This is a genomic window from Mesorhizobium sp. CO1-1-7 (assembly GCF_020164885.1).
Taxonomy (GTDB): domain Bacteria; phylum Pseudomonadota; class Alphaproteobacteria; order Rhizobiales; family Rhizobiaceae; genus Mesorhizobium; species Mesorhizobium australicum.
On the sequence record NZ_JAIUHA010000004.1, the window covers coordinates 324,930 to 347,235 of the forward strand.

Genomic DNA, 22,306 nt, shown 5'->3' on the forward strand with positions numbered 1-22,306 from the left:
TTCCCCCGGGGCCTGCCATGTCCTTCATTCCCGACACCACCACGCTGATCCAGTTCGCCATCGCCACCGTGATCCTGGCGATCACGCCAGGCCCCGACATGACGCTGTTCGTGTCGCGCACGCTGAGCCAGGGCCGCGCCACCGGCTTTGCCTCGATGGCCGGCGCGCTGTGCGGCACGCTGATCCACACCACGCTGGTGGTGGTCGGCGTCTCGGCGCTGATCGTCGCCTCGCCGATGGCTTTCTTCGTGCTGAAGATCTTTGGCGCCGGCTATCTCGTCTTCCTCGCCTGGCAGGCGATCGCCAAGGGCTCGGCTTTCTCGCCGGAAAAGAAGACCGGCCCGCGGATTTCCTTGTTGCGCAGCTGGGCGGCGGGACTCGGCGTCAATTTGCTCAACCCGAAGATCATCCTGTTCTTCATGACCTTCCTGCCGCAATTCGTCTCCGCGCACGATCCGAACGCGCCGGGGAAGCTGTTCTTCCTCGGCTCCATGTTCATCGTGCTGTCGATCCCGGTGACGGTACCGATGGTGCTGGCGGCGGAAAAATTCTCGGCGGCGATGAAAGCCAGCCCCCGTGTGACGCGGGTGGTCGACTATCTCTTCGCCGGCGTGTTCTCGGCGTTCGCGCTCAAGATCCTGACGGCCCAGGCGAAGTAGAAACCTTCCACCAGCTTCCAGCCCAGCGCCCGGCGGCAAGCCAATAGAAGATCCCACCGACCATGCCGCCACCGAGCACCGCCATGATGGCGCTGGCTTCGGTGACCGCGAAAGGGGAATCGCGGACATTGTCGACGAGGCCGAGGAAAACCCCCGCTACAACCGCGCCGGCGAGCGCGTAGAACAACCAGTCGCGCCGGCCGAGGATTTCGGCAATCAGGATGACGATCGCCGCCGGCATGAAGCCGAAATAGGCGACGAACAGGGCGACGAAGGGAATTGAAAAATAGAGCGATGCCGTTGCCGCCGGATGCGCTTGCGCCGGCGCGTAGCCGAGCGAGGCCAGGAACAGGATGTTGAGGAAAGCGCTCGCCGCCAGCGAGGCGACGGCATAACCGAATAGGATGATGGCGAAGCGCACGATATAGGCGACGAGACGGTTCATCTGGGGTCACGGCCCGTGAGACGACCCGAGCTGCGTCCGGCCAGAAGCCAGTAGACCCAGCCGGCGGCAATGCCGGCGGCGGCCAGAAAACCCAGGAAGCCCGGATTGAAAACGAAGCCTCCAGCGGAGCCCGGCACAAAAACACCGAAGGCGATCGACGTGACCGCGCCCGTGACGGCGAAGTAGAACCATCCTCGCAGCGCCAGCCGTTCGGCGACGAAGATCGCCGGACCGACGATCAGCAACGCGCAGATCGCCACGGTCAACACGGCGAGCGGGAAGGAGGCCAGCCAGTCGAATGTGAAAATGATCGACCAGTTGCCGTCCTCGATCCCTGCCAGCAGAACGATCAGCAGCACCGGCACCAGGATCGAGGTGAGCACGGCGGCGAGGTAGCCGACTGCAATCATGGTGATACGTTTCGAGCAGACGAAGAGGCGGTTCATGGCCAAAAAAACTCTGCGTTGCTTGGAAGGGAGCGTCTGACCACTGCCCAGTAAGCGATGCCTCCAGCGAAACCACCAATCAGGCAGGGTAGCATGAGAGGCATTGCCAACAGAGGCGTCTTCAGTGGGACGTGGTCGGGCACTTGTAGGACGATGTCGAAGATCGCCAGTGCAAGAACGGCATTAAGCGTGCCGGCGCACGCTAATGGCAGCCATCCGACCCAGCTTGTCCGGCGCGCAACGAACAGCGTCAATAGAAAACCGGGCAATGCCGTCGGTGGCGTAATCATGAAGCCCGACGCGTACATGAGTCCAAGATCGCGCTTATCGGCATAGAATGATCCCCACGCCCCATTGTCCGGCAGGGCGCTCGGCGCCAGAATCGCGAACACGGTAACGTTGACCGCAATCAGGACGGCGGCAAGATAGCCAAAGAAACCGAAAGCGATGCGGCCCCAGGGCAGATCGCGGCTCACACCTCGCCGTGCCCCGCGATCATCATGGCTTCCAGCGCCAGCCGGTCGACCTTGCGCATGCGTTCCGATTCCGACTTCAGCTGGCCGCAGGCGGCCAGGATGTCGCGGCCGCGCGGCGTGCGGATCGGCGAGGCATAGCCGGCATTGTTGATGTAGTCGGCGAACTTCTCGATCGTCTCCCAGTCCGAGCACTGGTAGTTGGTGCCCGGCCACGGGTTGAACGGGATCAGGTTTATCTTGGCCGGAATCCCCTTGAGCAGCTTGATCAGCCCCTTGGCGTCCTCGATGGAATCGTTGACGTCCTTCAGCATCACATATTCGAAGGTGATGCGCTTGGCGTTGGAGAGGCCGGGATAGGCGCGGCAGGCGGCGATCAGCTCCTTCAGCGGATACTTCTTGTTGATCGGTACCAGAAGGTCGCGCAGATCGTCGTTGGTCGCATGCAGCGAGATCGCCAGCATGACGCCGATCTCCTCGCCGGTGCGGAAAATCTCGGGCACGACGCCGGAGGTCGACAGCGTGATGCGACGCTTCGACAGGGACAGGCCGTCGCCGTCGGAGGCGATCAGCAGGGCCTTCTTCACCGCCTCGAAATTATAGAGCGGCTCGCCCATGCCCATCATGACGATGTTGGACACTTTCCGGCCCTCGGCCGGCACGATGGCGCCATCCGGCGTGTCGCGGTCGGGGAAGTCGCCGAGCCGGTCGCGCGCGGTGAGCAACTGCGCCAGGATTTCTTCCGCGGTCAGGTTGCGCACCAACTTCTGCGTGCCGGTGTGGCAGAACGAACAGGTCAGCGTGCAGCCGACCTGCGAGGAGATGCACAGCGTGCCACGGCCTTCCTCGGGGATATAGACGGTCTCGATCTCGACCGGCCGGCCGGCGCCGCGGGGCGGAAAGCGGAACAGCCACTTTCGCGTGCCGTCGGCGGAAATCTGCTCCTCGACGATCTCGGGCCGGGCGACGGTGAAATGCTTGTCGAGTTCGGCGCGCAGATCCTTGGAGATGTTGAACATGCCGGCGAAGTCGGAAACGCCGCGCACATACATCCAGTGCCAGAGCTGCTGGGCGCGCATCTTTGCCTGGCGCTCCGGCACGGTGCCGGATTCGACAAGAGCGGCGGCGAGCTCGGCTCGCGTCAGGCCGATCAGCGAGGGTTTTTCGGCCGTCACGGCCCGGCCGCGCAAAGCGTCGCGGGCGCCTTCGGCGGTAAGATCAAGCGAAAGGGTCATGGTTCCACTGATATAAGCGGTTTGCGGCCGATTTCATCCATCGGCCCGATATGAAGCGCGGCGCATAGCACAGGTTGAGCGCGAAGTCATGCCGTGCACGCCAAACTGGGGTCCGCCGTCGGTGTCCCGATCGCCACCGTCCCCGTGAAGGACGATCGCCGCCGGTGGACGCGATGTCGTTGGCGGCGATCACTTAGTCGTGTTGGCGTAACGATCCCCATCGCGCGTTCGAACCCTGAATGGGGCAACTGTGCCCCTACAGAATGGGAGTATGCAGGATGAAATCGATCAAGCTCGCCGTCATTGCCGGCCTCGCCGCGCTTTGCGCCTCGCAGGCGTTTGCCGAGGACGCGATGGGCACCATGAGCATGATGAAAGGCGGACAAGTGACGGCGATCATGCCCGACGGGCATATGGGCACCATGACGCCGGACGCGAAGATGGGCGCCGACATGATGAAGATGGCCAAGCCGATCAAGCACTGCATGATGATGATGACCGACGCCAAGGGCAAAGCCTACATGATCGACACCTCGACCAAGAAGGCCCAGGCCGAATGTGAAAAAATGGCCATGTGACGATCCCGCAAGGATGTTCCCGCCGGCTTGGAGGCCGGCGGGTCGAGCGGCTTCCATATTCCGCGCGTCCATCCCCGCGCCTACCTGTCGATGGAGAGCGTATTGATCCCGGTGCTCTGGTCGGTTTCCGGCGGTGGCGGCGCGGCCCCGCGGGCTCGGTAGGACGGCAGGTCGGGAGCGCCGGCCGCCAGGGGATTGGCGTCGAGCCGCGCGATCAGACGCTTCATTTGCGTGATCTCGCGCACTTGGGCGTCGATGATGCCATCCGCGAGCTTTCGCACCTCCGGGTCGCGGATATGGGCGCGTTCGCTGGTCATGATCGCGATCGAGTGGTGGGGGATCATGGCCTTCATGTAGGAGACGTCGCTCACGGTTTCCTGGCTCCTGACCAGCCACAAGGCACCAGCGAATACCAGCATGCCGCCGATGACGATGCCGATATTCGCGGCCACGCTCTCGTACATCCCCCACATGAAGCCGATCATGACGATGGCCATGGCGGCGCCCATCACGATGGCCATCCACACCCGGGTCTGGCTGAAGAAAAACCAGGATCATCGCGGCGAATCTGACATAGCTCATGACTGCGGGCTCCTTGTTCAAAGGGACACAACCGCGACGGTGGGCTTTTGATCCCGTCGATCGGCAGACTCACACTTGATCGGCGTCATGCCTGTGTTAGGGCTGGGTTTTCCCCCGAGGATAGACATGGCCGGCCAATCGCGAAAACACCCCATGCTGCGGCGTTCGCGCGCCATGTGGGCCTCGCGCCGCGTCTGGCAGCCGCGTCTGGTGTTCTGGGCCGGTGCGATCTCGATCGGCCTGATCAGCGTGCTCTTTGCCGTGCTGGCCGACAAGGCGCAGGCGCTGTTTCATGTCGTGATCGGCAATGACGGCGGCTGGCCTTTCTATCTGCCGCTGGCCATCACGCCGTTCGGCTTTGTCCTGTGCGCCTGGCTGGCGCACGCCTTCTTCCCGGGCTCGCAAGGCAGCGGCATTCCGCAGGCGATCGCCGCCCGCCACCTGCGCGACGATGACGACCGCAGCCATATCCTGTCGCTCAGGCTGGTGGTGGGCAAGATCGCGCTCACCATCGTCGGCCTGTTCTGCGGCGCTTCGATCGGCCGCGAGGGACCGACCGTGCAGGTCGGCGCGTCGCTGATGCTGCAGGCGGCGCGCTGGGGCGGCATGGCGCAGGCGCGCGGCCTGATCCTGGCCGGCTCGGCGGCGGGCATCGCGGCGGCGTTCAACACCCCGCTCGCCGGCATCGTCTTCGCCATCGAGGAAATGGGCCGCACCTATGAGGCGCGCACCAACGGGCTGGTGCTGACGGCGGTCATCCTGGCCGGCCTCGCCTCGCTCGGCGTGCTCGGCAACTACACGTATTTCGGCGTGTCCAAGGAGACGATCTCGTTTGCCGTCGACTGGCCGCTGGTGATCGCCTGCGGCGTCATCGGCGGCGGCTTTGGCGCCTTGTTCTCGTTGCTGGCGTTGAAGGCGACGCGGCGTATCCGACGCTGGAACGCGCTGCAGCCGCTGTGGCGCGCGCTGCTGGTGGCCGCGATCTGCGGATTGGCGGTCGCGGTGATCGGTATCGCCTCGGGCGGGCTGACCTTCGGCACCGGCTACGCGCAGGCGCGCAGCGCGGTCGAAGGCACGCCGCTGCCCTGGTTCTTCTTTGCCGAGAAATTCGCGGCCGGCCTGCTGTCGATGATCTCAGGCATTCCCGGCGGCATCTTCGCGCCCTCGCTGGCGGTCGGCGCCGGCATCGGCAGCTCGCTCGGCCTGATGTTCGGGAGCAGCGCGGGCGTCGCGGCCCTGCTCGGCATGGCGGGCTATTTCGCCGGCGTCGTGCAAGCGCCGATGACGGCTTTCGTCATCATCCTCGAAATGACCGGCAATCACGACAATGTCATCGGCCTGATGCTGGCTTCGATGCTGGGCTACGGCACGGCGCGGCTGATCTCGCACGAGCCGCTTTATCACGCCCTGTCGCGGGTGTTCATCGCCGAGGCGATCCGGCGGCGGCGGGCGGAGGCCGCACCGGAATCAGGGCTGGGCTGAAAAAGCAAAGGCCGGGCGTTACGGCCCGGCCTTCGGTTCAAAAACGAAGATGGCCTATTTGCACTTGGCGATCGAGGACAGCGCCGCCGAAATGCCCTTAAGCGAGAAGATATAGTTCGTGGGATTGCCGCGGCCCGACTTCGCCGACACCTTCATGTCGGTTCCGGTCTTCATCGCGGCGATCAGCACTGGCTCTTCCGCCGCGTTCTCGACCCAGGCCGATTTGCCGCGCGTGAACATCGAGAAGCTCTTCTTGTCGATGGTGACGGTGGCCTTGGAACCTTCCTGGAAATTGTAGCCGGCGATGAACTGAGGCTCATAGGACACTTGCTGGCCGGGCCGCTGGCTGACGAAGAAGAACATGTCGCCATGGTCGAGCGTCGGCGGCTGCTTGTCGGTCGGCACGGTCAGCACGTAGCAGACCTTGCCGCCCGAAGCCTGGTAGCTGTAGGTGCCCCAGGCATTGTGCTGGCCGATCTTGGTCGCCTGCTGCGCCAGCGCCGGCGCCGCCGAGGCCGCCAGGACCAGGCTCGAAACTAGTGCAATCAATCCGCGCATCGTTTTTCCCGTATTCCAAATGGTGCGGAGGCGGGCCGCGTGGCGTCCTGCCGTCGCTTCATTTTGATTTAATCTGGGTTACCAAACGGTGAATTTCCCAAGAGAAAAGGACCTTCACCCCAGGAAACCGCCGCCATTTCCGCGCCGCCGCCTTGTCAGCGGCCGGCTCGGTGTCCCTTTGGCGACTTGGAGGCCACGAAAACGGCAAGAGTTTGACTTCTAACCCGCCGCTGAACGCCCCTGTCCAGCGGTCGAGCCGTCGCGGTGGGATTCGGCCGGCGGGACTTCAGCTCTTATCGGCGATGGCGTCCTTGGCGGCTTGCCGGTGCGCGGGCGTGATATGGGCGCTGACGGCGGTGATCGCGGCGGTCAGCACGGCGATGTCGTCGGTGAAGCCGAGACCGAAGATGAAGTCGGGGATGAGGTCGACCGGCAGGACGAAATAGCCGAGCGCGGCCACCAATATGCCCTTGGCGCGCAGCGGCGTCTTCTTGTCCATGGCGCAGTAATAGGCGGCGACGACATCTTCCATGAACGGAATCTGCCGAGCGGCCTTCCTGGCCGTGCGCCAGAACTTTTCGCGCACTTCGCCTTCGCCGGCCAGCTTGTCGCCAAAGCCGAAGAAATCAAAACCGGATTCTTGCGCCATCAATCTCTCCTCGCGGGCCTCATGCGCGTCTCAGCGCACGTCCGCCGATCAAAATGTGGTGAAAGCTTAACCCGGCTGCAAGATGCGGGCGCCGATTTGCCGGGTCCGCGCCGGGCCTGGACGTTGGACAGCCCGTGTTCAGCGCCGAAATAGCGGTTCATCTTCTTCGCCAATTCGATGTCGAGCGCCGTCACGCCGCCGGCGTCATGCGTGTTCAGGGTCACGCTGACGGTCTTGTAGACATTCGACCAATCGGGATGGTGGTCCATCTTCTCGGCGGTCAGCGCCACCCTGGTCATGAAGGCGAAGGCTTCGGAGAAATTGGCGAAGGTGAAGGTGCGGCCGATCGAGGCGCCGTCGTCCGCCAGTGCCCAGCCATCAAGCCCTGTGAGCGCTGCTTCGGCGGCCTCCCTGCCCAGTTTCTCTCTCTTCATGTCCGCTTCCCGTGCTATTGGGCTGAAGTCGTCACCATAGCGCCGGATCCATGATCGCGAAGCCCATAAATTCCATTCTTTTCGTCTGCCTCGGCAACATCTGTCGGTCGCCGCTGGCCGAAGGCATTCTTGGCGCCGTGCTGGCGGAGCGCGGATATGGCGGCGATATCGTGCTCGATTCGGCCGCGACCAGCGGCTGGGAGGTCGGCTCCGCTCCCGACCCGCGCTCGATCGCCATCGCGTCTCACCACGGCATCGACATCTCGCGGCAGCGGGCGCGCAAGATCATGCCGGAGGATTTTCACCGCTTCGACCTGATCTTCGGCATGGACCGGTCCAACGTCGCCGACCTGAAGGCGCTGGCGCCGGCGGCGGTGCGCGACCGTATCCACCTGTTCCTGGAATTCGCCGAGGGAAGGCCGCGCGATGTACCGGACCCCTACTATGAGGACCAGCAAGCGTTTGCCGAGGTCTATCGCATGATCCGCGAGGCGTCGGAGGTGCTGGCGACACGGCTGGCGGCACGCGTATCGAGGCCGGACAGCGGCCATGCCTCCTCGACAATATAGGGGCCGCCACCCACCGAATCGCGCGACGACATCAGCACGAAACGGCCGATGCGGAACGGCAGCGTCGAGAAATTGCCGCGCGCCGACAGATATTGGGCGACGTCGAGCGGGCTCGAATTGCGCAGCCGCGCCAGCGTCACATGCGGCATGAACCTGCGCGGATCGGCGGGAATGCCGAGCCGCTGGCAGATGCGCTCGATTTCGGCCTGAAGAGCCGCCATATCGGGCGAGGGCGAAGCGCCGGCCCACACCGCATGCGGCTTCTTCTGGCCGAAAGCGCCGACACCGGACAAGGTCAGCGAGAAGGAAGGGCGATGCACCCGGTCGAGCGCGTTGGCGATCTCGTCGGCGACATGGCCCTGGACGTCGCCGATGAAGCGTAGCGTCAGATGGTAGTTTTCGACGTCGATCCAGCGGGCCCCGGGCAGGCCGCCCCGGAGCAGGGACAGCGAAAGGGCGGCATCACGCGGAATTTCGAGGGCGGTGAAAAGACGCGGCATGAAGAGCCTCCCTTCCTCGAATCGAAACTGTCATCCCTAGCGAATCATCGATAATCAAATGGAGCAAGTGGTTTGTTGGTCCCGGATGCAATCTACATGCAATCTAAAGCTTCCGCGGCGGAACCGGTTCCATCCGACGTCACGATCCTCCTGGCGCCGCCGCCATGGTCTTCTCGACGGTGGGCAGGATGCGTTCCACCATCAGGTCGACGCCACGAGCACTCGGATGCAGGCCGTCCTCGAGCTGCAGGCCGGGCTGGCCGGCGACGCCGTCGAGGAAGAACGGATAGAGCGGAACATCGTATTTGCCGGCCAGGTCAGCAAAGATGGCGTCGAAGGCGCTCTGGTAGTCGGCGCCGAGATTGGGCGCCGCCCGCATGCCGGCCAGCAGCACGGCAATCTTGCGCTCTTTGAGCTTGCCTAGCATCTCGTCCAGGTTCCGTTTGGTGATGTCGGGCGCGACGCCGCGCAGCATGTCGTTGGCGCCGAGTTCGAGGATCACCAGCTGCGTGCCGTCAGGCACCGACCAGTCGAGCCGCGCCAGGCCGCCGCTGGAGGTGTCGCCGGAGACGCCGGCATTGGCGACGACGACGTCATGGCCCTTGGCGCGAAGTGCTGCCTGCAATTTGTCGGTAAAGCCCTCGCCCGGGCCAAGGCCGTACCCCGCCATCAGGCTGTCACCGAAGCCGACGATCTTGAAAGGCGCGGCGCGCGCCGACGAGATGCCGCCGCAGATGGCGAGGAAAACGACCAGGCCTGCGGCAAAGCGGCGTTTGAAAGACATGCGGCAGGCCCCATATGACAGAGAATTCTTCCGGCGATGGCTTCCGACAGGCAGAGCCTCCCTTTCCATATAGGACGCTTTCATTTTGACAGAAGCCGTCATCGCGCTGAAAGACATATCCCTGACACTCGGCGAAGGCGCTTCGTCGGTTCATGTATTGAAGGGCGTCAGCCTCGACGTCGCGCGCGGCGAGGCGACGGGCATCGTCGGCCCGTCGGGGTCCGGCAAGTCGACATTGCTGATGGTGCTGGCCGGGCTGGAGCGGGTCGATTCCGGTACGGTGCGCATTGCCGGCGAACTGCTCAACGGTAGAAGCGAGGACCAGATCGCTTCGTTTCGCGGCCGAAACATTGGCATCGTGTTCCAGTCCTTCCACCTCATCCCCAATATGACGGCGCTCGAAAATGTCGCCGTGCCGCTGGAACTGGCCGGCCACGCCGATCCCTTCTCGGTGGCGGAGCGGGAACTGGCGGCCGTCGGCCTCAGCGACCGCGTCACCCATTATCCCGGCGAGCTCTCCGGCGGCGAGCAGCAGCGCGTGGCGATCGCCCGGGCGCTGGCACCATCGCCGCGCATCCTGATCGCCGACGAGCCGACCGGCAACCTCGATCAGGCGACGGGGCGGCAGGTCGCCGATCTGCTGTTCGCCAAGGCCGCCGAACGCGGCATGACGCTGGTGCTGGTGACCCATGATCCGGCGCTCGCGGCGCGCTGCTCGCGCCAGGTTTCGATGCGCTCCGGCCGGATCGAGGCGCCGCCGCCGGTCAGGGTCACCGCCTGATGCCGCTGGCGCGGACCTTGAAGCTTGCCATCCGCTTTTCGCTGCGCGAGATGCGCGGCGGCCTGTCCGGCTTCCTCATCTTCCTCGCCTGCATCGCGCTCGGCGTGGCGGCTATCGGCGGCGTCAATTCGGTGGCCCGCTCCATCACCGCCGGTGTCGCCGATCAGGGCCAGACGCTGCTCGGCGGCGATCTTCGCTTCCAGATCAACCAGCGCGACGCCAGCCGGGCAGAACTTGGCTTTCTCGACGGGCTGGGCGTGGTTTCGCATACCGCCGGCATGCGCTCGATGGCGCGCCTGGCTGACGGATCCGACCAGGCGCTGGTCGAGGCCAAGGCTGTCGACGAGGCCTATCCGCTCTATGGCGCGCTGGAAACCGAACCGGTGCTGACGAAGCAGGAACTGTTCGGCAGGCAGTTCGGCGTTTTCGGCGCCGCGGCACCCGATCTCTTGTTCGAACGGCTGCATCTCAAGATCGGCGACCGGCTGAAGCTCGGCACCGCCACGTTCGAACTGCGCGCCAGGCTGGTGGCCGAGCCCGACGCGGTCTCCGACGGGTTCGGCTTCGCGCCAAGGCTGATGATCTCGACCGAGGGCCTGGCCGCCACTGGGCTGATCCAACCGGGCAGCCTGGTCGAGAACGCCTACAAGGTCCGGCTGCCCGCCGGTGCCGACGAGGCGCGGCTCAAGGCCATCCAGGACCAGGCGGCCAAGGATCTTCCGCAGGCCGGCTGGTCGATCCGCACGCGCAGCAACGCCGCACCGGCGTTATCCTCCAATATCGAACGCTTCTCGCAGTTCCTGACGCTGGTCGGGCTCACCGCGCTGGTGGTCGGCGGCGTCGGCGTCGCCAATGCGGTGCGCGCCTATCTCAACGGCAAGCGCGGCGTCATCGCCACCTTCAAGAGCCTGGGGGCGTCCGGCGGCTTCGTCTTTGCCGTCTACCTCGTGCAGATCCTGATCATCGCGGCACTTGGCATCGTGCTCGGCCTGGTGCTCGGGGCGCTGATGCCGTTCGCGGCGAGTGCCGCGCTTCAGTCGGTCATTCCGGTGCCGGCGCAGGGCGGCTTCTATCCCGGCGCGCTCGCCATGGCGGCCCTGTTCGGCCTGCTGGTGACGCTGGCCTTCGCGCTGTTGCCGCTCGGTCGCGCCCGTGACGTGCCGGCAACCGCGCTGTTCCGGGAGATGGGACTGGAAGGCCGGGGCCTGCCGCGCCCCGTCTATGTCGTTTGCGCGCTCGGCATCGCGCTTTTCCTGGCAGCGCTGGCGATCCTGTTTTCGGGCGACCAGCGCATCGCCTCGATCTTCGTCGGCGCCACCGTTTTTGCTTTCCTGGTGCTGCGTCTCGTCGGCGGACTGGTGCAATGGGCAGCCCGGAAAAGCCCGCGCGTGCGCTTTGTCGCGCTCAGGCTCGCTATCGGCAACATCCACCGGCCCGGGGCGCTGACGCCGTCCGTGGTGCTGTCGCTGGGGCTTGGGCTGACGCTCTTGGTGACACTGGCGCTGATCGACGGGAATCTCAGGCGCCAGATCTCCGGCAGCCTGCCGGAGCGGGCGCCGAACTTCTTCTTCGTCGACATCCAGGGCAGCGAAGTCGATGCGTTCTCCTCGCTGATCGCGAAGGAGGTGCCGCGGGGAACGCTGGCCAAGGTGCCGATGCTGCGCGGCCGGGTCATGGCTCTCAATGGCGTCGATGTCGACAAGGTCAAGGTGCCGGCCGAGGGCGCCTGGGTGCTGAAGGGAGATCGCGGCCTGACCTATGACACCAGGCAACCGGAAAACGCGACGCTGACAGAGGGCAAATGGTGGCCCGACAACTATGCCGGCGAGCCGCTGGTTTCGTTTTCCGACAAGGAAGGCAAGGAAATCGGGCTGAAGCTCGGCGACACCATCACCGTCAATGTGCTCGGCCGCAATGTCACCGCCCGCATCGCCAATTTCCGCCAGGTCGAGTGGGAGACGATGGGCATCAATTTCGTCATGGTGTTCTCGCCCAACACATTCGCCGGCGCCCCGCATGGCTGGATAGCCACGCTCACCGAAAAGAACGCCTCGGCGGCCGACGACGCGCGCGTCCTCAACGCCGTCACCCGCGCCTTCCCCGCCGTGACGACGGTGCGGGTCAAGGACGCGCTCGACATCGTCAACCGGCTGGTCGGCCAGCTCGGCACGGCGATCCGGGCGGCGGCCGGCGTGGCGCTGATCGCCTCGGTTCTGGTGCTTGCCGGCGCGCTTGCCGCCGGCAACCGGGCGCGCATCCACGACGCTGTGGTGCTGAAGACGTTGGGCGCCACCCGGCGAACGCTGATCACGGCATTCTCTCTGGAATACATGCTGATCGGACTGGCCACCGCCATCTTCGCGCTCGCCGCCGGCAGCGCCGCCGCCTGGTTCGTGGTCGCACGCATCATGACGCTGCCATCGCATTTCATGCCCGAGGTGGCGGTGGCGACGATTGCCTTTTCGCTGGTGATCACGGTCGGCATCGGCCTTGCCGGCACCTGGCGGGTGCTCGGCCACAAGGCGGCACCCGTGCTGCGAAACCTCTGATTCGCCGGCGGGCGCCGCCTGCCCGGGTTAAATCTTGGTAAGAATGCCGTCCGAAACGGCCGGCGAAGCGGCATTTTGGCCTGTCACGAACCGTTACACCCGGTTACGGTCTTGTTCTTGACGCGAATAACCATCATATTCCGCGCAGGCATGCTGGAGCCCCCCAGCGGCGCCTGGGTCCGCAAGAGGCCCGACACCGGACGGGGCAGAAGCAACGAGGATTTCCAATGGCTGATCCCATTCGCAACTATCAGACGTCGGCGGTGCCCGGCGTCCGCGCCGACATCGACCAGGGTCTGCGCGCCTACATGATCAAGGTCTACAATCTGATGGGGCTTGGCCTGCTCATCACCGGCCTTGCCGCCGTCGGCACGATCATGCTGGCCACCACCACCGATCCGGCTTCGGCCGTCGCGACGCTGCCGAGCGGCGAGATGCTGACTTCCTTCGGCTACGCGATCTTCGGTTCGCCGCTGCGCTGGGTTGTCATGCTGGCGCCGCTGGCCGCCGTGTTCTTCCTGTCGTTCAGGATTCAGTCGATGAGTGTCGCCGCCGCGCAGACCACCTTCTGGGTCTATGCCGGTCTGGTCGGCCTGTCGCTGTCGTCGATCTTCCTGGTCTACACGACGGCCAGCATCTCGCAGACCTTCTTCGCCACCGCCGCGGCCTTCGGCGCGCTGTCGCTGTTCGGCTACACCACCAAGCGCGACCTGTCGGCGATGGGCTCGTTCCTGATCATGGGCGTGTTCGGCATCATCATCGCCTCGGTGATCAACATCTTCCTGCAGTCGTCGGCACTGACCTTCGCCGTCTCGGCGATCGGCGTACTGGTCTTCGCCGGCCTCACCGCCTACGACACGCAGAAGATCAAGGAGATGTATTTCGAGGGCGACGCTTCCGATGTCGCGGGCCGCAAGGCCATCATGGGCGCGCTGTCGCTCTACCTCGATTTCATCAACCTGTTCATGTTCCTGCTCCAGTTCATGGGCGACCGCCGCTAAGCGGTATTGGACCATCGACTCCTGGAAGGGCGGCCCAACGGCCGCCCTTTTCTTTTAAGCGGGGCTCTGCTGTTATCGAAAGCACAAAAGAGGCCCGCATAAAGAATGAGCAACATCGCGATCAGGCCGGCGACCCCGGCCGACCTCGACGCCATAACCGAAATCTACGCCGACGCGGTCGCCAACGGCACGGCGAGCTATGAACTGGAGCCGCCCAGCCGCACCGAGATGGGGACGCGATTCGCCGCACTCGCGGCCGGCGGCTTTCCCTATCTGGTGGCGGAAAAGGCAGGCGCCGTGCTTGGCTATGCCTATGCCGGCGCCTTCCGGCCGCGCCCGGCCTATCGCTTCATCGTCGAGGACTCGGTCTATGTCGCGCCTGACGCCAAGGGCCAGGGTGTCGGCCTGAAGCTGATGCAAAGCCTGGTCGCGGCGGTCGAGGCGGCGGGCTTTCGCCAGATCGTCGCGGTGATCGGCGATGGCCGCGCCGACAGCGCCTCGGTCAGGTTGCACGAGAAGCTCGGCTTCCGTCATTCCGGCCGCCTCGAAGGCTCCGGCTACAAGCACGGGCGCTGGTTGGACACGGTATTCATGCAGCTGTCGCTCAACGGCGGGGCATCGCTGCCACCTGATCCGGATTCGCTGCCGGAGCGGAAGTTCCGGAAGGGGGAACTGAAGAATTGAGGAACAGGACACGCGGCGCCTGACGTAAGCGCCCCTTTTCCTTCGTTCCTCAATTCTTCAGTTCCCAATTCACCCCTATACCAGCTTCAGCTTGCTGTCGAAGACGCCGAGCACGCGGCCAAGCTCCTGGCCGCGTTTGAGGATGCGCCCGCCCGCCGCTATGACGGCGAAGGCGCCTTGCTTGCGCGCCAGTTTCGGATCCTTGACGATCTGGAACAGCGGCACTTCGCTGGCGCGTCGGAAGACGGAAAAGACAGCGCGGTCGGTGAGGTGATCGATGGCGTAGTCGCGCCATTCATTGGCCGCGACCATGCGTCCGTAAAGCCTGAGGATCTGGTCCAGTTCGCGCCGGTCGAAGCGGACCGGCTGGTCGAGGCGTGCGCTGCGCGCCTCGTGCAGCGGGATCAATATTGCGGATGCGTCTCCATCCCCCATCCCGCCGCCGTCATCGATCATGCCTGCCTCGATCCTTCAAAATGAATCTTTGCCAACCAAAGTTGGCCCCTTCGCATCGCAATTGCAAGAGCCGGAGAAGCGAAGGCAGCGGCGCGCCGTTTCCGTTGCGTCCAGTCACGTTTGTGAAACGCGTGTTGGAATTGGTGATGCTTCGCCACATTTCCGCCTTTTTTTATCCGCGCTCCTGCCCCAATGTCCGACGAATTTACCGGCGTTGCCTGAGACGGTTCGGTCCGGCACCGGCTCGTAAACCCCAAGCCCCCCGCCCACGGGTCTGCGTCGGATCGAACCAACCTCGGCCTTTCCTCGGAAAAGCCAGGTGCGACGATCCCAAAACCTAAATGACCGACGTCAGAAGCAAGCTGACGTCGGTTTTTTCGTTTGGGCCTTGCACCCGGGACTGCGCGCCGACGGCATCGGCGTAGGGCCGAAAGCGGCCAACCCCGCGTCGCCATTCAATTCTGCCGACCGTGCTTGCCATTTTCCGTTTCACTTAATAGGGTGTTAAGTGGAAACGGAGACGACAATGCCACACGCATCGGACTCCCCAGTAAAACAGTTGAATGGCGGGGCGGCCGTGCCGGAGGCCGGCGGCGTCGGCCCCCGTATCAAGGCACTGCGCACGGCGCGGCGCGTCTCGCTGCGCCAGCTTGCCGACATGACGGGCACCACGGCGAGCTTCATCAGCCAGCTCGAGCGCAATCTGTGCGGCGCCAACACCGGCACGCTGCTCAAGATCGCCGCCGCTCTCGACCTCGGCATCAACGATCTGTTCGAGGACAATGCGCGTCCCCTGCACAAGGTGCTGAGGCGCGAGGAGCGGCCGGTCGTTCCGGTTGGCCTCCAAGGCCGCAAGATGCTCCTGTCGCGGCGGCCGATCCATCAATTCGAAGTCTATGCCGGCCATTTCGAGGTTGGCGGCTCGACCGGCGACGAGACCTATGTGCATGGCGGCGAGCACGAAATGTTCATGGTGCTCAAAGGCACCGTCGAACTGACGCTTGCCGACGAGCGCCATCTGATGCGCGAGGGCGACAGCGTCGAATACGCAACCTCGGTGCCGCACCGGACCGTCAATGTCGGCGACACGCCGGCCGAGGTGCTCTGGATCATTGCGCCGCCGACCGCCGGCGCGCTCGAACTCGATCGATACAGGCCCGGAAACCGCTCGCATCCGGGTGAATGAAAACAATGCGAGTTCTGCAAATGGGAGAGATGATCATGAAACTGAAATTTGGACATGCGGCGGCCGTCGCCGTGCTTATGGCGGCCACCGCCGCGCTCGCGCAATCCAAGCCGGTGGCGGGAGAGGTCGCCGAAGGCTCGCTGAAGGGCAAGACGCTGACCCTCGTTTCCTATGGCGGCATCTATCAGGACGGCCAGGCGGCGGCACTCAAGGAGTTCGTCGACAAGTCCGGCGTCAAGCTGCTCAATGACGGCCCGACGGAGATCGCCAAACTGCAGGCGCAGGTCGAGTCCGGCAATGTGACCTGGGACGTCGTCGATACCGACGACCTGCTGCCCTATGTCTATTGCGGCAAGCTGTTCCAGAAGCTCGATCTGACGAAGCTCGACGTCTCGAAAATCCCGGAAGGCCAGGTCGGCGAATGCTCGGTGCCGGCGATGAACTACGGTGTCGTGCTGATGTACAACAAGGAAAAGTACGGGGATAATCCGCCCAAGAGCTGGGCCGACTTCTTCGATACCCAAAAATTCCCCGGCGTGCGTGGCATCGACGGCTCCGGCAGCCCGACCGGCGGCCTGCTGGAACAGGCTTTCAAGGTTGCCGGCGGCGATCCGAAGGCGATGACGGTGGCCGATATCGACAAGGCCATCGATGTGGTCCGCAAGCTCGGCCCCGACACGATCTTCTGGAAGACGGGTGCCGAATCGCAGCAGCTCGCCGAATCCGGCGAGGCCGACATGCTGATGATGTGGACGGGCCGCGCCATGACGGCGGTCAAGAACGGTGCCAAGTACGCGCCCGCCTGGCAGGATTGGCTGGTGGTGATGGACCAGATGACGATTCCGGTCGGCGTCAAGGATACGGATGCGTCCTACGCGCTGCTCAATGCCTATCTCGGCAAGCATGCCCAGGAGATATTGGCGGAGAAGACCTCCTACACGCCGATCAACAACGACGCGCAGCCCAAGGTCGACGCTTCTGTTGCCGCCTACCTGACCAATACGCCTGAACGCCAGAAGCAGGGCTACAAGCAGAACTTCAAGTTCTGGGTCCCGAACTTTGCGGTGGCGCAGGAGAAGTGGTCGGCGCTGATGGCCGGCAACTGACCGGCTGACGGGAAGCAAGGGCCGTGAGCGCGTCCGAGCCAACCATTCCGGCCGCCGAAAGGCGCAGGGCATGGCGGCCGTTCGCGCTCGCGTTGCCGGCCCTGGTCCTGCTTTTCGCGGTGATCGGCTATCCGCTGCTGACCATCGTGCTGCGCAGCCTGTCGGAACCGGAGTGGGGAGCGCAGAACTATGTCTGGTTCTTCAGTGCGCCGATCAACCTTGTCGTGCTCCAGCGGACCTTCGTCATTTCGGCGTGGGTCACGCTGGTGTGCGTGGTTTGCGCTTATCCCTACGCCTATCTGATGACCGCGGTCGGGCCGCGCGTTCGGCTGGTGCTGCTCTTGTGTGTGCTGATCCCGTTTTGGGTGAGCGGCGTGGTGCGCACCTTGTCCTGGGTGATCCTGCTCCAGGATTCAGGCGTCATCAACTCGGTCCTGCGGTCGCTCGGGCTTGGTGGCGTCAGGCTGATCCGCACCCAGACGGGCGTGGTCATCGGCATGGCGCAGGTGCTTTTGCCGTTCATGATCCTGCCGCTCTATTCGGTCATGAAAGGCATCGATCTCAGGCTGATGCGCGCGGCGCAAAGCCTTGGCGCGCGGCCGTCCCGCGCCTTCTTCACCATCTACCTGCCGCTGTCGCTGCCGGGCGTCTATGCCGGGGCGATCATCGTCTTCATCCTGGCGCTCGGCTTCTACATCACGCCGGCTTTGCTCGGCGGTCCGCGTTCGACCATGCTGTCCACCCTGGTGCAGACACAGGTGCTCAGCCTGCTGCAATGGGGCCGTGGCGGCGCCATGGGCGTGGTGCTGCTGGTCACGACCTTCGTGCTGCTGGCGCTCGCCGCGCCCGTCATGCGGTCCCGGTACCGGGAAGCGGAGCGGCGCTGATGGAGATGAAGCCGCTCACCCGCGTCATCCTCGGCCTTGTCTGCCTGCTGGTGGCCATATGGCTGGTGGCCCCGACGCTGGTCGTGGTGCCGATGTCGTTCAACGAGAACAAGTCGCTGGCGTTTCCGCCGCAGGGCTTTTCCTGGCAATGGTACCAGAATTTCGCCACCAGCCCGGACTGGTCGAGCAGCTTCCTCAATTCGCTGAAGGTCGCCTCGATCGTTGCCGTGCTGGCAACCGTGCTCGGCACGCTTGCCGCCTTCGGCCTCGACCGCATGAAGGCGCGGCCGGCAAACCTGCTGCGCATGCTGATGTTGACGCCGATGGTGGTGCCGGGCGTGGTGCTGGCCATCGGCATCTACGCGGTCTATCTCGATACGCGGCTTGTCGGCACGCTGCTCGGCTTCGTGCTCGCCCACACCATCCTTGCGCTGCCTTTCGTGCTGATTGCCGTCTCGGCCAATCTCGAAGTGTTCGACAGGCGGCTCGAGACAGCCGCGGCGAGCCTCGGCGCCAACGCGCTCACTACCTTCCGCACGGTGACGCTGCCGCTGATTGCACCCGGCGTGCTGTCGGGCCTGCTGTTCGCCTTCGCCACCTCCTTCGATGAGATCGTCGTGTCGCTGTTCATCACCAATCCCTACCTCAAGACATTGCCGGTGCAGATCTTCGCTTCCATCACGCGCGACGCCGACCCGACGGTCGCGGCCGTCGGCACGATCCTGTTGTTTGCCACCACGATCCTGATCGGCGGCGGCATGCTTCTTCTTGGCCGCGAGCGGAAAGGACGCCAATGACCTCGGGGCAAGAGAGCAGGGGCGCGGCGATCGATCTCAGGTCGATCAGCAAGGCCTATGGCAGCTTCAAGGCGCTGGACGGCGTGTCGCTGCACATCGAGGCCGGCGAGTTCATGACGCTGCTCGGACCAAGCGGCTCCGGCAAGACGACGACGCTCAACGTCGTCGCCGGCTTCACCGAGGCCAGTTCCGGCGCGCTGGAAGTGGGCGGCAAGAGCGTCGTCGGCGTGCCGGCGCACAAGCGCAACATCGGCGTCGTCTTCCAGCATTACGCGCTGTTTCCCCATATGACGGTGAGCCGCAACGTCGCCTATCCGCTCGCCTTGCGCGGCGTGGCGGGAGCCGAGCGCGAACGCCGGGTGCGCCAGGCGCTCGACATGGTCAAGATGGCGGATTTCGGCCATCGCTTCCCCAGCGAGCTTTCGGGCGGCCAGCAGCAACGCGTGGCGCTGGCCCGCGCCATCGTCTTCGATCCGCCGCTGCTGTTGATGGACGAGCCGCTCGGCGCGCTCGACAAGAAACTGCGCGAATGGCTGCAGCTCGAGATCAAGCGCATCCACCGCGAACTCGGCACCACCTTCGTCTATGTGACGCACGACCAGGAAGAGGCGCTGGTGCTGTCGGATCGCATCGCCGTGTTCAACCGGGGCCGGATCGAACAGATCGGTACCGGGCGCGAGCTGTATGACGAGCCGGCGACGCTGTTCGTCGGCAAGTTCATCGGCGATTCCACCGTGCTGCGCGGGGCCGCCGCCACCTCTGGCCAGGAGACGGCGATCGAGATATCAGGCCAGATGGTGACGACGGCCAAGCGTCTCGCCAATGGCGGCACGCCGGTCATGCTGCTGCGCCCCGAAAAGCTGGCGCTCGCCCGCCCTGGTGTGGGCGGCGACGGCCGCAACCGGCTCACGGGCCGTATTGGCGAAGCCATCTATCTCGGCTCCGGCTCAAAATACGAGGTCGACCTGGCCGACGGCTCGAAAGCCATCGTGCGCTCGACGCTGGAAGCAGACAGTTTCGCCATCGGGGACGAGGTCGAGGTGCTGTTCGCCGGCGCCGACGTGAAGCTGCTCGCCGACGACGACAAGGCTGACCTGACGCTCACCTGATTTCGGAACGGATTTCAAAAATGCAAGCCAAGCACAATGGCGACGTGTCGTTCTGGTATGCCGATATCGGCGGCGTGCCGGCCTATCGGCCGTCCTTGCCCGGCGACATCGAGGCAGATGTGTGCATCGTCGGCGCCGGCTACACCGGCCTGTGGACCGCCTATTATTTGAAGAAGGCGCAACCTGCGCTGCGCATCGCCATGGTCGAGAAGGAGTTCGCGGGCTTCGGCGCGTCGGGCCGCAATGGCGGCTGGCTGTCGGGCGGCTTCAGCTGGTCGCGCGAGAAATACGCAAAGACCTCCTCGCGCGGCGCGGTGATCGACATGCAGCGCGCCATGTTCGGCACGGTCGATGAGGTGATCGCGGTGACGGAAGCCGAAGGCATCGACGCCGATATCCGCCGCGTCGACAACATCACCGTCGCCACCAACGCGGCACAATTGCAGCGCGCCAAGGCCGAATACGAGGAGCTGCTGCGCTGGGAGATGCCGCCGGAGCGGCTGGCCTTCCTCGACGCGCGGGAGGCGCGCCAGCGCATCGCCATCGACAAGGTGCTGGGCGCCTTCGTCGTGCGCAACGTCGCGCGTGTCCAGCCGGCGAAGCTGGTGCAAGGCCTGGCGGCGGCTGTCGAGCGGCTTGGCGTGCCGATCTACGAGCAGACGCAGGTGCTGGCGATCGAGAAGGGCAAGGTCACCACCAGCAGAGGCATCGTGCGGGCAGGGAAGATCATCCGCGCCACCGAAGGCTTCACGGCTGGCATTCCCGGCTACGAGCGTCTCTGGCTGCCGCTGAACAGCGCCATCGTGGTGACCGAGAAGCTGCCGCAAGAACTGTGGGACCAGATCGGCTGGAACGGTTACGAGGTGCTGGGCGATGCCGCTCACACCTATTGCTACGCGCAGCGCACGCGCGAAGGCCGAATCGCCATGGGCGGCCGTGGCGTGCCTTACCGCTTCGGTTCGCGCACCGATGCGCGCGGCCGGACCCAGCAGGCGACCATCGACCAGTTGCACGAGGTGCTGACCAGGCTGTTGCCGCAGACCAAGGGCGTGCGTCTCGACCATGCCTGGTGCGGGACGCTTGGGGTGCCGCGCGACTGGTGCACCACTTCAGGCTTCGACCCGGAAAGCGGCATCGGCTGGGCCGGCGGCTATGTCGGGCTCGGGGTTTCCAGTTCCAACCTGTCAGGCCGCACCTTGCGCGACCTCGTGCTCGGCCACGACACCGAGTTGACCCGGCTGCCCTGGGTCAACCGCACGGTCAAGAAATGGGAACCGGAACCACTGCGCTGGCTCGGCGTGCACACAATGTACCAGCTCTATCGCATCGCCGACCGGCGTGAAGCAAACGGCCTGGACCGGACCTCACGCCTTGCGGCCTTCGCCGATCGCCTGACCGGACACTGAAAGCATTCGAGCAGGATATGTAGCGGTTTCCGTCTGGAATTGCGCCGAACCCGTGACCTTACAGCTTACGATCGAGGGAGGCCTCGGATCCCGGTTTGTGGATGAAAGCCGCACCCAGGATGGGGCCTGGCAGGCCATCCTTGCCGACCGACTGCAAAAGCACGGCGCAGCCGCCTTTCTTGGTGATCTCGCTCAGCGGAAATTCGTAGCGCTGCGCCTTGCCATGCCACATGCCGGCGGTCTGGATCCCGGTGACCGCGTTCCAATAGGTCATCTTGCGGCCGGAGTTCTCGCCCTGGCCGATCTTTACCGTCTGCGGCGCGTCGAAATAGACGATGACGACATGGGCGTCGTTCGGGCCGGTGCCGGCGTCACCCGCGTCGATGATCACACGGTCGCCGGTGCGGCTGACCTTGATGGGCACACGCATGCCTTCGCCGGCACGGGCCATGCGGGCAAGCGCGCCGTCGACCTCACCGCGATTGGCGCCGTTGACATGCATGCGGCCGTTCAGGACGGCCTGCGGCGTATAGACCGAACGGCTGCTGAAATAGCGCATATAGTCATATTGCCGCTCGGTGTTTTCCTTGTGGCTCAGCGTGTCCTTCCAGCCGAGATAGTCCCAGTAATCGACGTGATAAGCGAGCGCGACAAGGTCTTGCCTTGTGGCGAGTTCGGCGAAGAACGCGTCCGCCGGCGGGCAGGAACTGCAGCCCTGGCTGGTGAACAGTTCGACCACGCCGAGCGGCCTGTCGGATTTTTCGGCCTGGGCCCTTTCGGGCTCGCTGGCATGCCCAGCGCCGGCAAAAGCCGAGAAGGCCAGCGCGAAGGCTGCCAGCCACAATGATCGTCGCGAGGCCATGACCATTCCAATTCCCGCCGGTGATGCCGGCTTTGTTCTGCTTTGCCGAAATATGTGGCAGAACGGGAAGTCAACGGGAAGTCACGTT

Annotated in this window: 25 protein-coding genes and 1 pseudogene; 14 read left to right on the forward strand and 12 right to left on the reverse strand. The window is 64.6% G+C overall.

Annotation, left to right across the window (positions count from 1 at the left end):
• Positions 1-17: 17 nt before the first annotated feature.
• Positions 18-659 (forward strand): LysE family translocator, encoded by a 642-nt coding sequence (locus LB516_RS10880; RefSeq protein WP_015314951.1) that lies wholly within the window; start codon positions 18-20, stop codon positions 657-659.
• Here LB516_RS10880 and LB516_RS10885 read toward each other — a convergent pair.
• From LB516_RS10885 to rlmN, 4 genes are read right to left on the reverse strand one after another with little or no spacing between them, the layout of a single operon-like run.
• Positions 631-1,104: a hypothetical protein gene (locus LB516_RS10885; RefSeq protein ID WP_015314950.1), complete on the reverse strand. Its 474-nt coding sequence runs from the start codon at positions 1,102-1,104 to the stop codon at positions 631-633. The two genes, LB516_RS10880 and LB516_RS10885, sit on opposite strands and share 29 nt — an antisense overlap.
• Complete coding sequence (locus LB516_RS10890; protein ID WP_224719589.1) at positions 1,101-1,550, reverse strand: hypothetical protein; 450 nt, start codon at positions 1,548-1,550, stop codon at positions 1,101-1,103. Before LB516_RS10890 ends, LB516_RS10885 begins: the two co-directional genes overlap by 4 nt.
• Positions 1,547-2,026 carry a hypothetical protein gene (locus LB516_RS10895; RefSeq protein ID WP_224719517.1) on the reverse strand — a complete coding sequence of 160 codons (480 nt, stop codon included), beginning with the start codon at positions 2,024-2,026 and terminating at the stop codon, positions 1,547-1,549. Before LB516_RS10895 ends, LB516_RS10890 begins: the two co-directional genes overlap by 4 nt.
• Positions 2,023-3,258 carry a 23S rRNA (adenine(2503)-C(2))-methyltransferase RlmN gene (gene rlmN / locus LB516_RS10900; protein WP_140822894.1) on the reverse strand — a complete coding sequence of 412 codons (1,236 nt, stop codon included), beginning with the start codon at positions 3,256-3,258 and terminating at the stop codon, positions 2,023-2,025. The genes LB516_RS10895 and rlmN overlap by 4 nt, the downstream gene beginning before the upstream one ends.
• Positions 3,259-3,536: 278 nt before the next feature.
• Here rlmN and LB516_RS10905 point away from each other — a divergent pair, with 278 nt between their 5' ends.
• Positions 3,537-3,836 (forward strand): hypothetical protein, encoded by a 300-nt coding sequence (locus LB516_RS10905; protein WP_224719518.1) that lies wholly within the window; start codon positions 3,537-3,539, stop codon positions 3,834-3,836.
• Positions 3,837-3,916: 80 nt separating this feature from the next.
• Here LB516_RS10905 and LB516_RS10910 read toward each other — a convergent pair whose 3' ends face one another.
• Positions 3,917-4,357: a DUF305 domain-containing protein gene (locus LB516_RS10910; RefSeq protein WP_224719519.1), complete on the reverse strand. Its 441-nt coding sequence runs from the start codon at positions 4,355-4,357 to the stop codon at positions 3,917-3,919.
• A 187-nt stretch (positions 4,358-4,544) separates the two neighbouring features.
• On the opposite strand from LB516_RS10910, the gene LB516_RS10915 reads away from it, so the two are divergent.
• Positions 4,545-5,900, forward strand: a complete 1,356-nt coding sequence (locus tag LB516_RS10915) for a chloride channel protein (RefSeq protein WP_140822900.1) — start codon at positions 4,545-4,547, stop codon at positions 5,898-5,900.
• A 54-nt stretch (positions 5,901-5,954) separates the two neighbouring features.
• Here LB516_RS10915 and LB516_RS10920 read toward each other — a convergent pair whose 3' ends face one another.
• The 3 genes and pseudogenes from LB516_RS10920 to LB516_RS10930 form a co-directional block, all read right to left on the reverse strand.
• Positions 5,955-6,458: an invasion associated locus B family protein gene (locus LB516_RS10920; RefSeq protein WP_224719520.1), complete on the reverse strand. Its 504-nt coding sequence runs from the start codon at positions 6,456-6,458 to the stop codon at positions 5,955-5,957.
• Between the two features lie 286 nt (positions 6,459-6,744).
• Positions 6,745-7,107 (reverse strand): YkvA family protein, encoded by a 363-nt coding sequence (locus tag LB516_RS10925; protein ID WP_015314943.1) that lies wholly within the window; start codon positions 7,105-7,107, stop codon positions 6,745-6,747.
• A gap of 143 nt (positions 7,108-7,250) precedes the next feature.
• A pseudogene (locus LB516_RS10930) lies at positions 7,251-7,541 on the reverse strand (4a-hydroxytetrahydrobiopterin dehydratase); the annotation flags it as partial.
• Between the two features lie 50 nt (positions 7,542-7,591).
• Here LB516_RS10930 and LB516_RS10935 point away from each other — a divergent pair.
• Positions 7,592-8,110: a low molecular weight protein-tyrosine-phosphatase gene (locus tag LB516_RS10935; protein ID WP_224719521.1), complete on the forward strand. Its 519-nt coding sequence runs from the start codon at positions 7,592-7,594 to the stop codon at positions 8,108-8,110.
• Here the strand turns inward: LB516_RS10935 and thpR are convergent.
• Positions 8,014-8,610 (reverse strand): RNA 2',3'-cyclic phosphodiesterase, encoded by a 597-nt coding sequence (thpR, locus tag LB516_RS10940; RefSeq protein WP_224719522.1) that lies wholly within the window; start codon positions 8,608-8,610, stop codon positions 8,014-8,016. The two genes, LB516_RS10935 and thpR, sit on opposite strands and share 97 nt — an antisense overlap.
• A 139-nt stretch (positions 8,611-8,749) precedes the next feature.
• The gene (locus tag LB516_RS10945; RefSeq protein ID WP_224719523.1) at positions 8,750-9,394 is read right to left on the reverse strand and encodes an arylesterase; all 645 of its coding nucleotides are present in this window, start codon (positions 9,392-9,394) and stop codon (positions 8,750-8,752) included.
• Positions 9,395-9,479: 85 nt separating this feature from the next.
• Here LB516_RS10945 and LB516_RS10950 point away from each other — a divergent pair, with 85 nt between their 5' ends.
• The 4 genes from LB516_RS10950 to LB516_RS10965 all read left to right on the forward strand — a co-directional run bounded on the left by LB516_RS10950 (position 9,480) and on the right by LB516_RS10965 (position 14,409).
• Entirely contained in the window at positions 9,480-10,175 is a 696-nt protein-coding gene (locus LB516_RS10950; RefSeq protein WP_224719524.1) for an ABC transporter ATP-binding protein, read from the forward strand.
• The gene (locus LB516_RS10955; protein WP_224719525.1) at positions 10,175-12,724 is read left to right on the forward strand and encodes an ABC transporter permease; all 2,550 of its coding nucleotides are present in this window, start codon (positions 10,175-10,177) and stop codon (positions 12,722-12,724) included. The genes LB516_RS10950 and LB516_RS10955 overlap by 1 nt, the downstream gene beginning before the upstream one ends.
• A gap of 227 nt (positions 12,725-12,951) precedes the next feature.
• Positions 12,952-13,725, forward strand: coding sequence for a Bax inhibitor-1/YccA family protein (locus LB516_RS10960; RefSeq protein ID WP_015314936.1), 774 nt, complete (start codon positions 12,952-12,954; stop codon positions 13,723-13,725).
• Positions 13,726-13,830: 105 nt separating this feature from the next.
• Positions 13,831-14,409, forward strand: a complete 579-nt coding sequence (locus LB516_RS10965; protein ID WP_140618237.1) for a GNAT family N-acetyltransferase — start codon at positions 13,831-13,833, stop codon at positions 14,407-14,409.
• 75 nt (positions 14,410-14,484) lie between these two features.
• Here the strand turns inward: LB516_RS10965 and LB516_RS10970 are convergent, their stop codons facing one another.
• Complete coding sequence (locus tag LB516_RS10970) at positions 14,485-14,865, reverse strand: DUF2794 domain-containing protein (RefSeq protein WP_015314934.1); 381 nt, start codon at positions 14,863-14,865, stop codon at positions 14,485-14,487.
• A gap of 526 nt (positions 14,866-15,391) precedes the next feature.
• Between LB516_RS10970 and LB516_RS10975 the strand changes: the two genes are divergently transcribed.
• The 6 genes from LB516_RS10975 to LB516_RS11000 are packed head-to-tail and all read left to right on the forward strand — an operon-like array spanning position 15,392 to position 21,356.
• A complete protein-coding gene (locus LB516_RS10975) occupies positions 15,392-16,051 on the forward strand; it encodes a helix-turn-helix domain-containing protein (protein ID WP_140876172.1) in 660 nt (219 codons plus the stop codon).
• Between the two features lie 35 nt (positions 16,052-16,086).
• Positions 16,087-17,157 (forward strand): extracellular solute-binding protein, encoded by a 1,071-nt coding sequence (locus LB516_RS10980; protein WP_224719526.1) that lies wholly within the window; start codon positions 16,087-16,089, stop codon positions 17,155-17,157.
• 23 nt (positions 17,158-17,180) lie between these two features.
• The gene (locus LB516_RS10985; protein WP_140712187.1) at positions 17,181-18,044 is read left to right on the forward strand and encodes an ABC transporter permease; all 864 of its coding nucleotides are present in this window, start codon (positions 17,181-17,183) and stop codon (positions 18,042-18,044) included.
• Positions 18,044-18,841, forward strand: coding sequence for an ABC transporter permease (locus tag LB516_RS10990; RefSeq protein WP_140712185.1), 798 nt, complete (start codon positions 18,044-18,046; stop codon positions 18,839-18,841). Before LB516_RS10985 ends, LB516_RS10990 begins: the two co-directional genes overlap by 1 nt.
• Complete coding sequence (locus LB516_RS10995; protein WP_015314929.1) at positions 18,838-19,950, forward strand: ABC transporter ATP-binding protein; 1,113 nt, start codon at positions 18,838-18,840, stop codon at positions 19,948-19,950. Before LB516_RS10990 ends, LB516_RS10995 begins: the two co-directional genes overlap by 4 nt.
• Before the next feature lie 20 nt (positions 19,951-19,970).
• Positions 19,971-21,356: an NAD(P)/FAD-dependent oxidoreductase gene (locus LB516_RS11000; protein WP_224719527.1), complete on the forward strand. Its 1,386-nt coding sequence runs from the start codon at positions 19,971-19,973 to the stop codon at positions 21,354-21,356.
• Between the two features lie 58 nt (positions 21,357-21,414).
• Here LB516_RS11000 and LB516_RS11005 read toward each other — a convergent pair whose 3' ends face one another.
• A complete protein-coding gene (locus LB516_RS11005; protein ID WP_140822911.1) occupies positions 21,415-22,224 on the reverse strand; it encodes a DUF1223 domain-containing protein in 810 nt (269 codons plus the stop codon).
• Between the last annotated feature and the right edge of the window lie 82 nt (positions 22,225-22,306).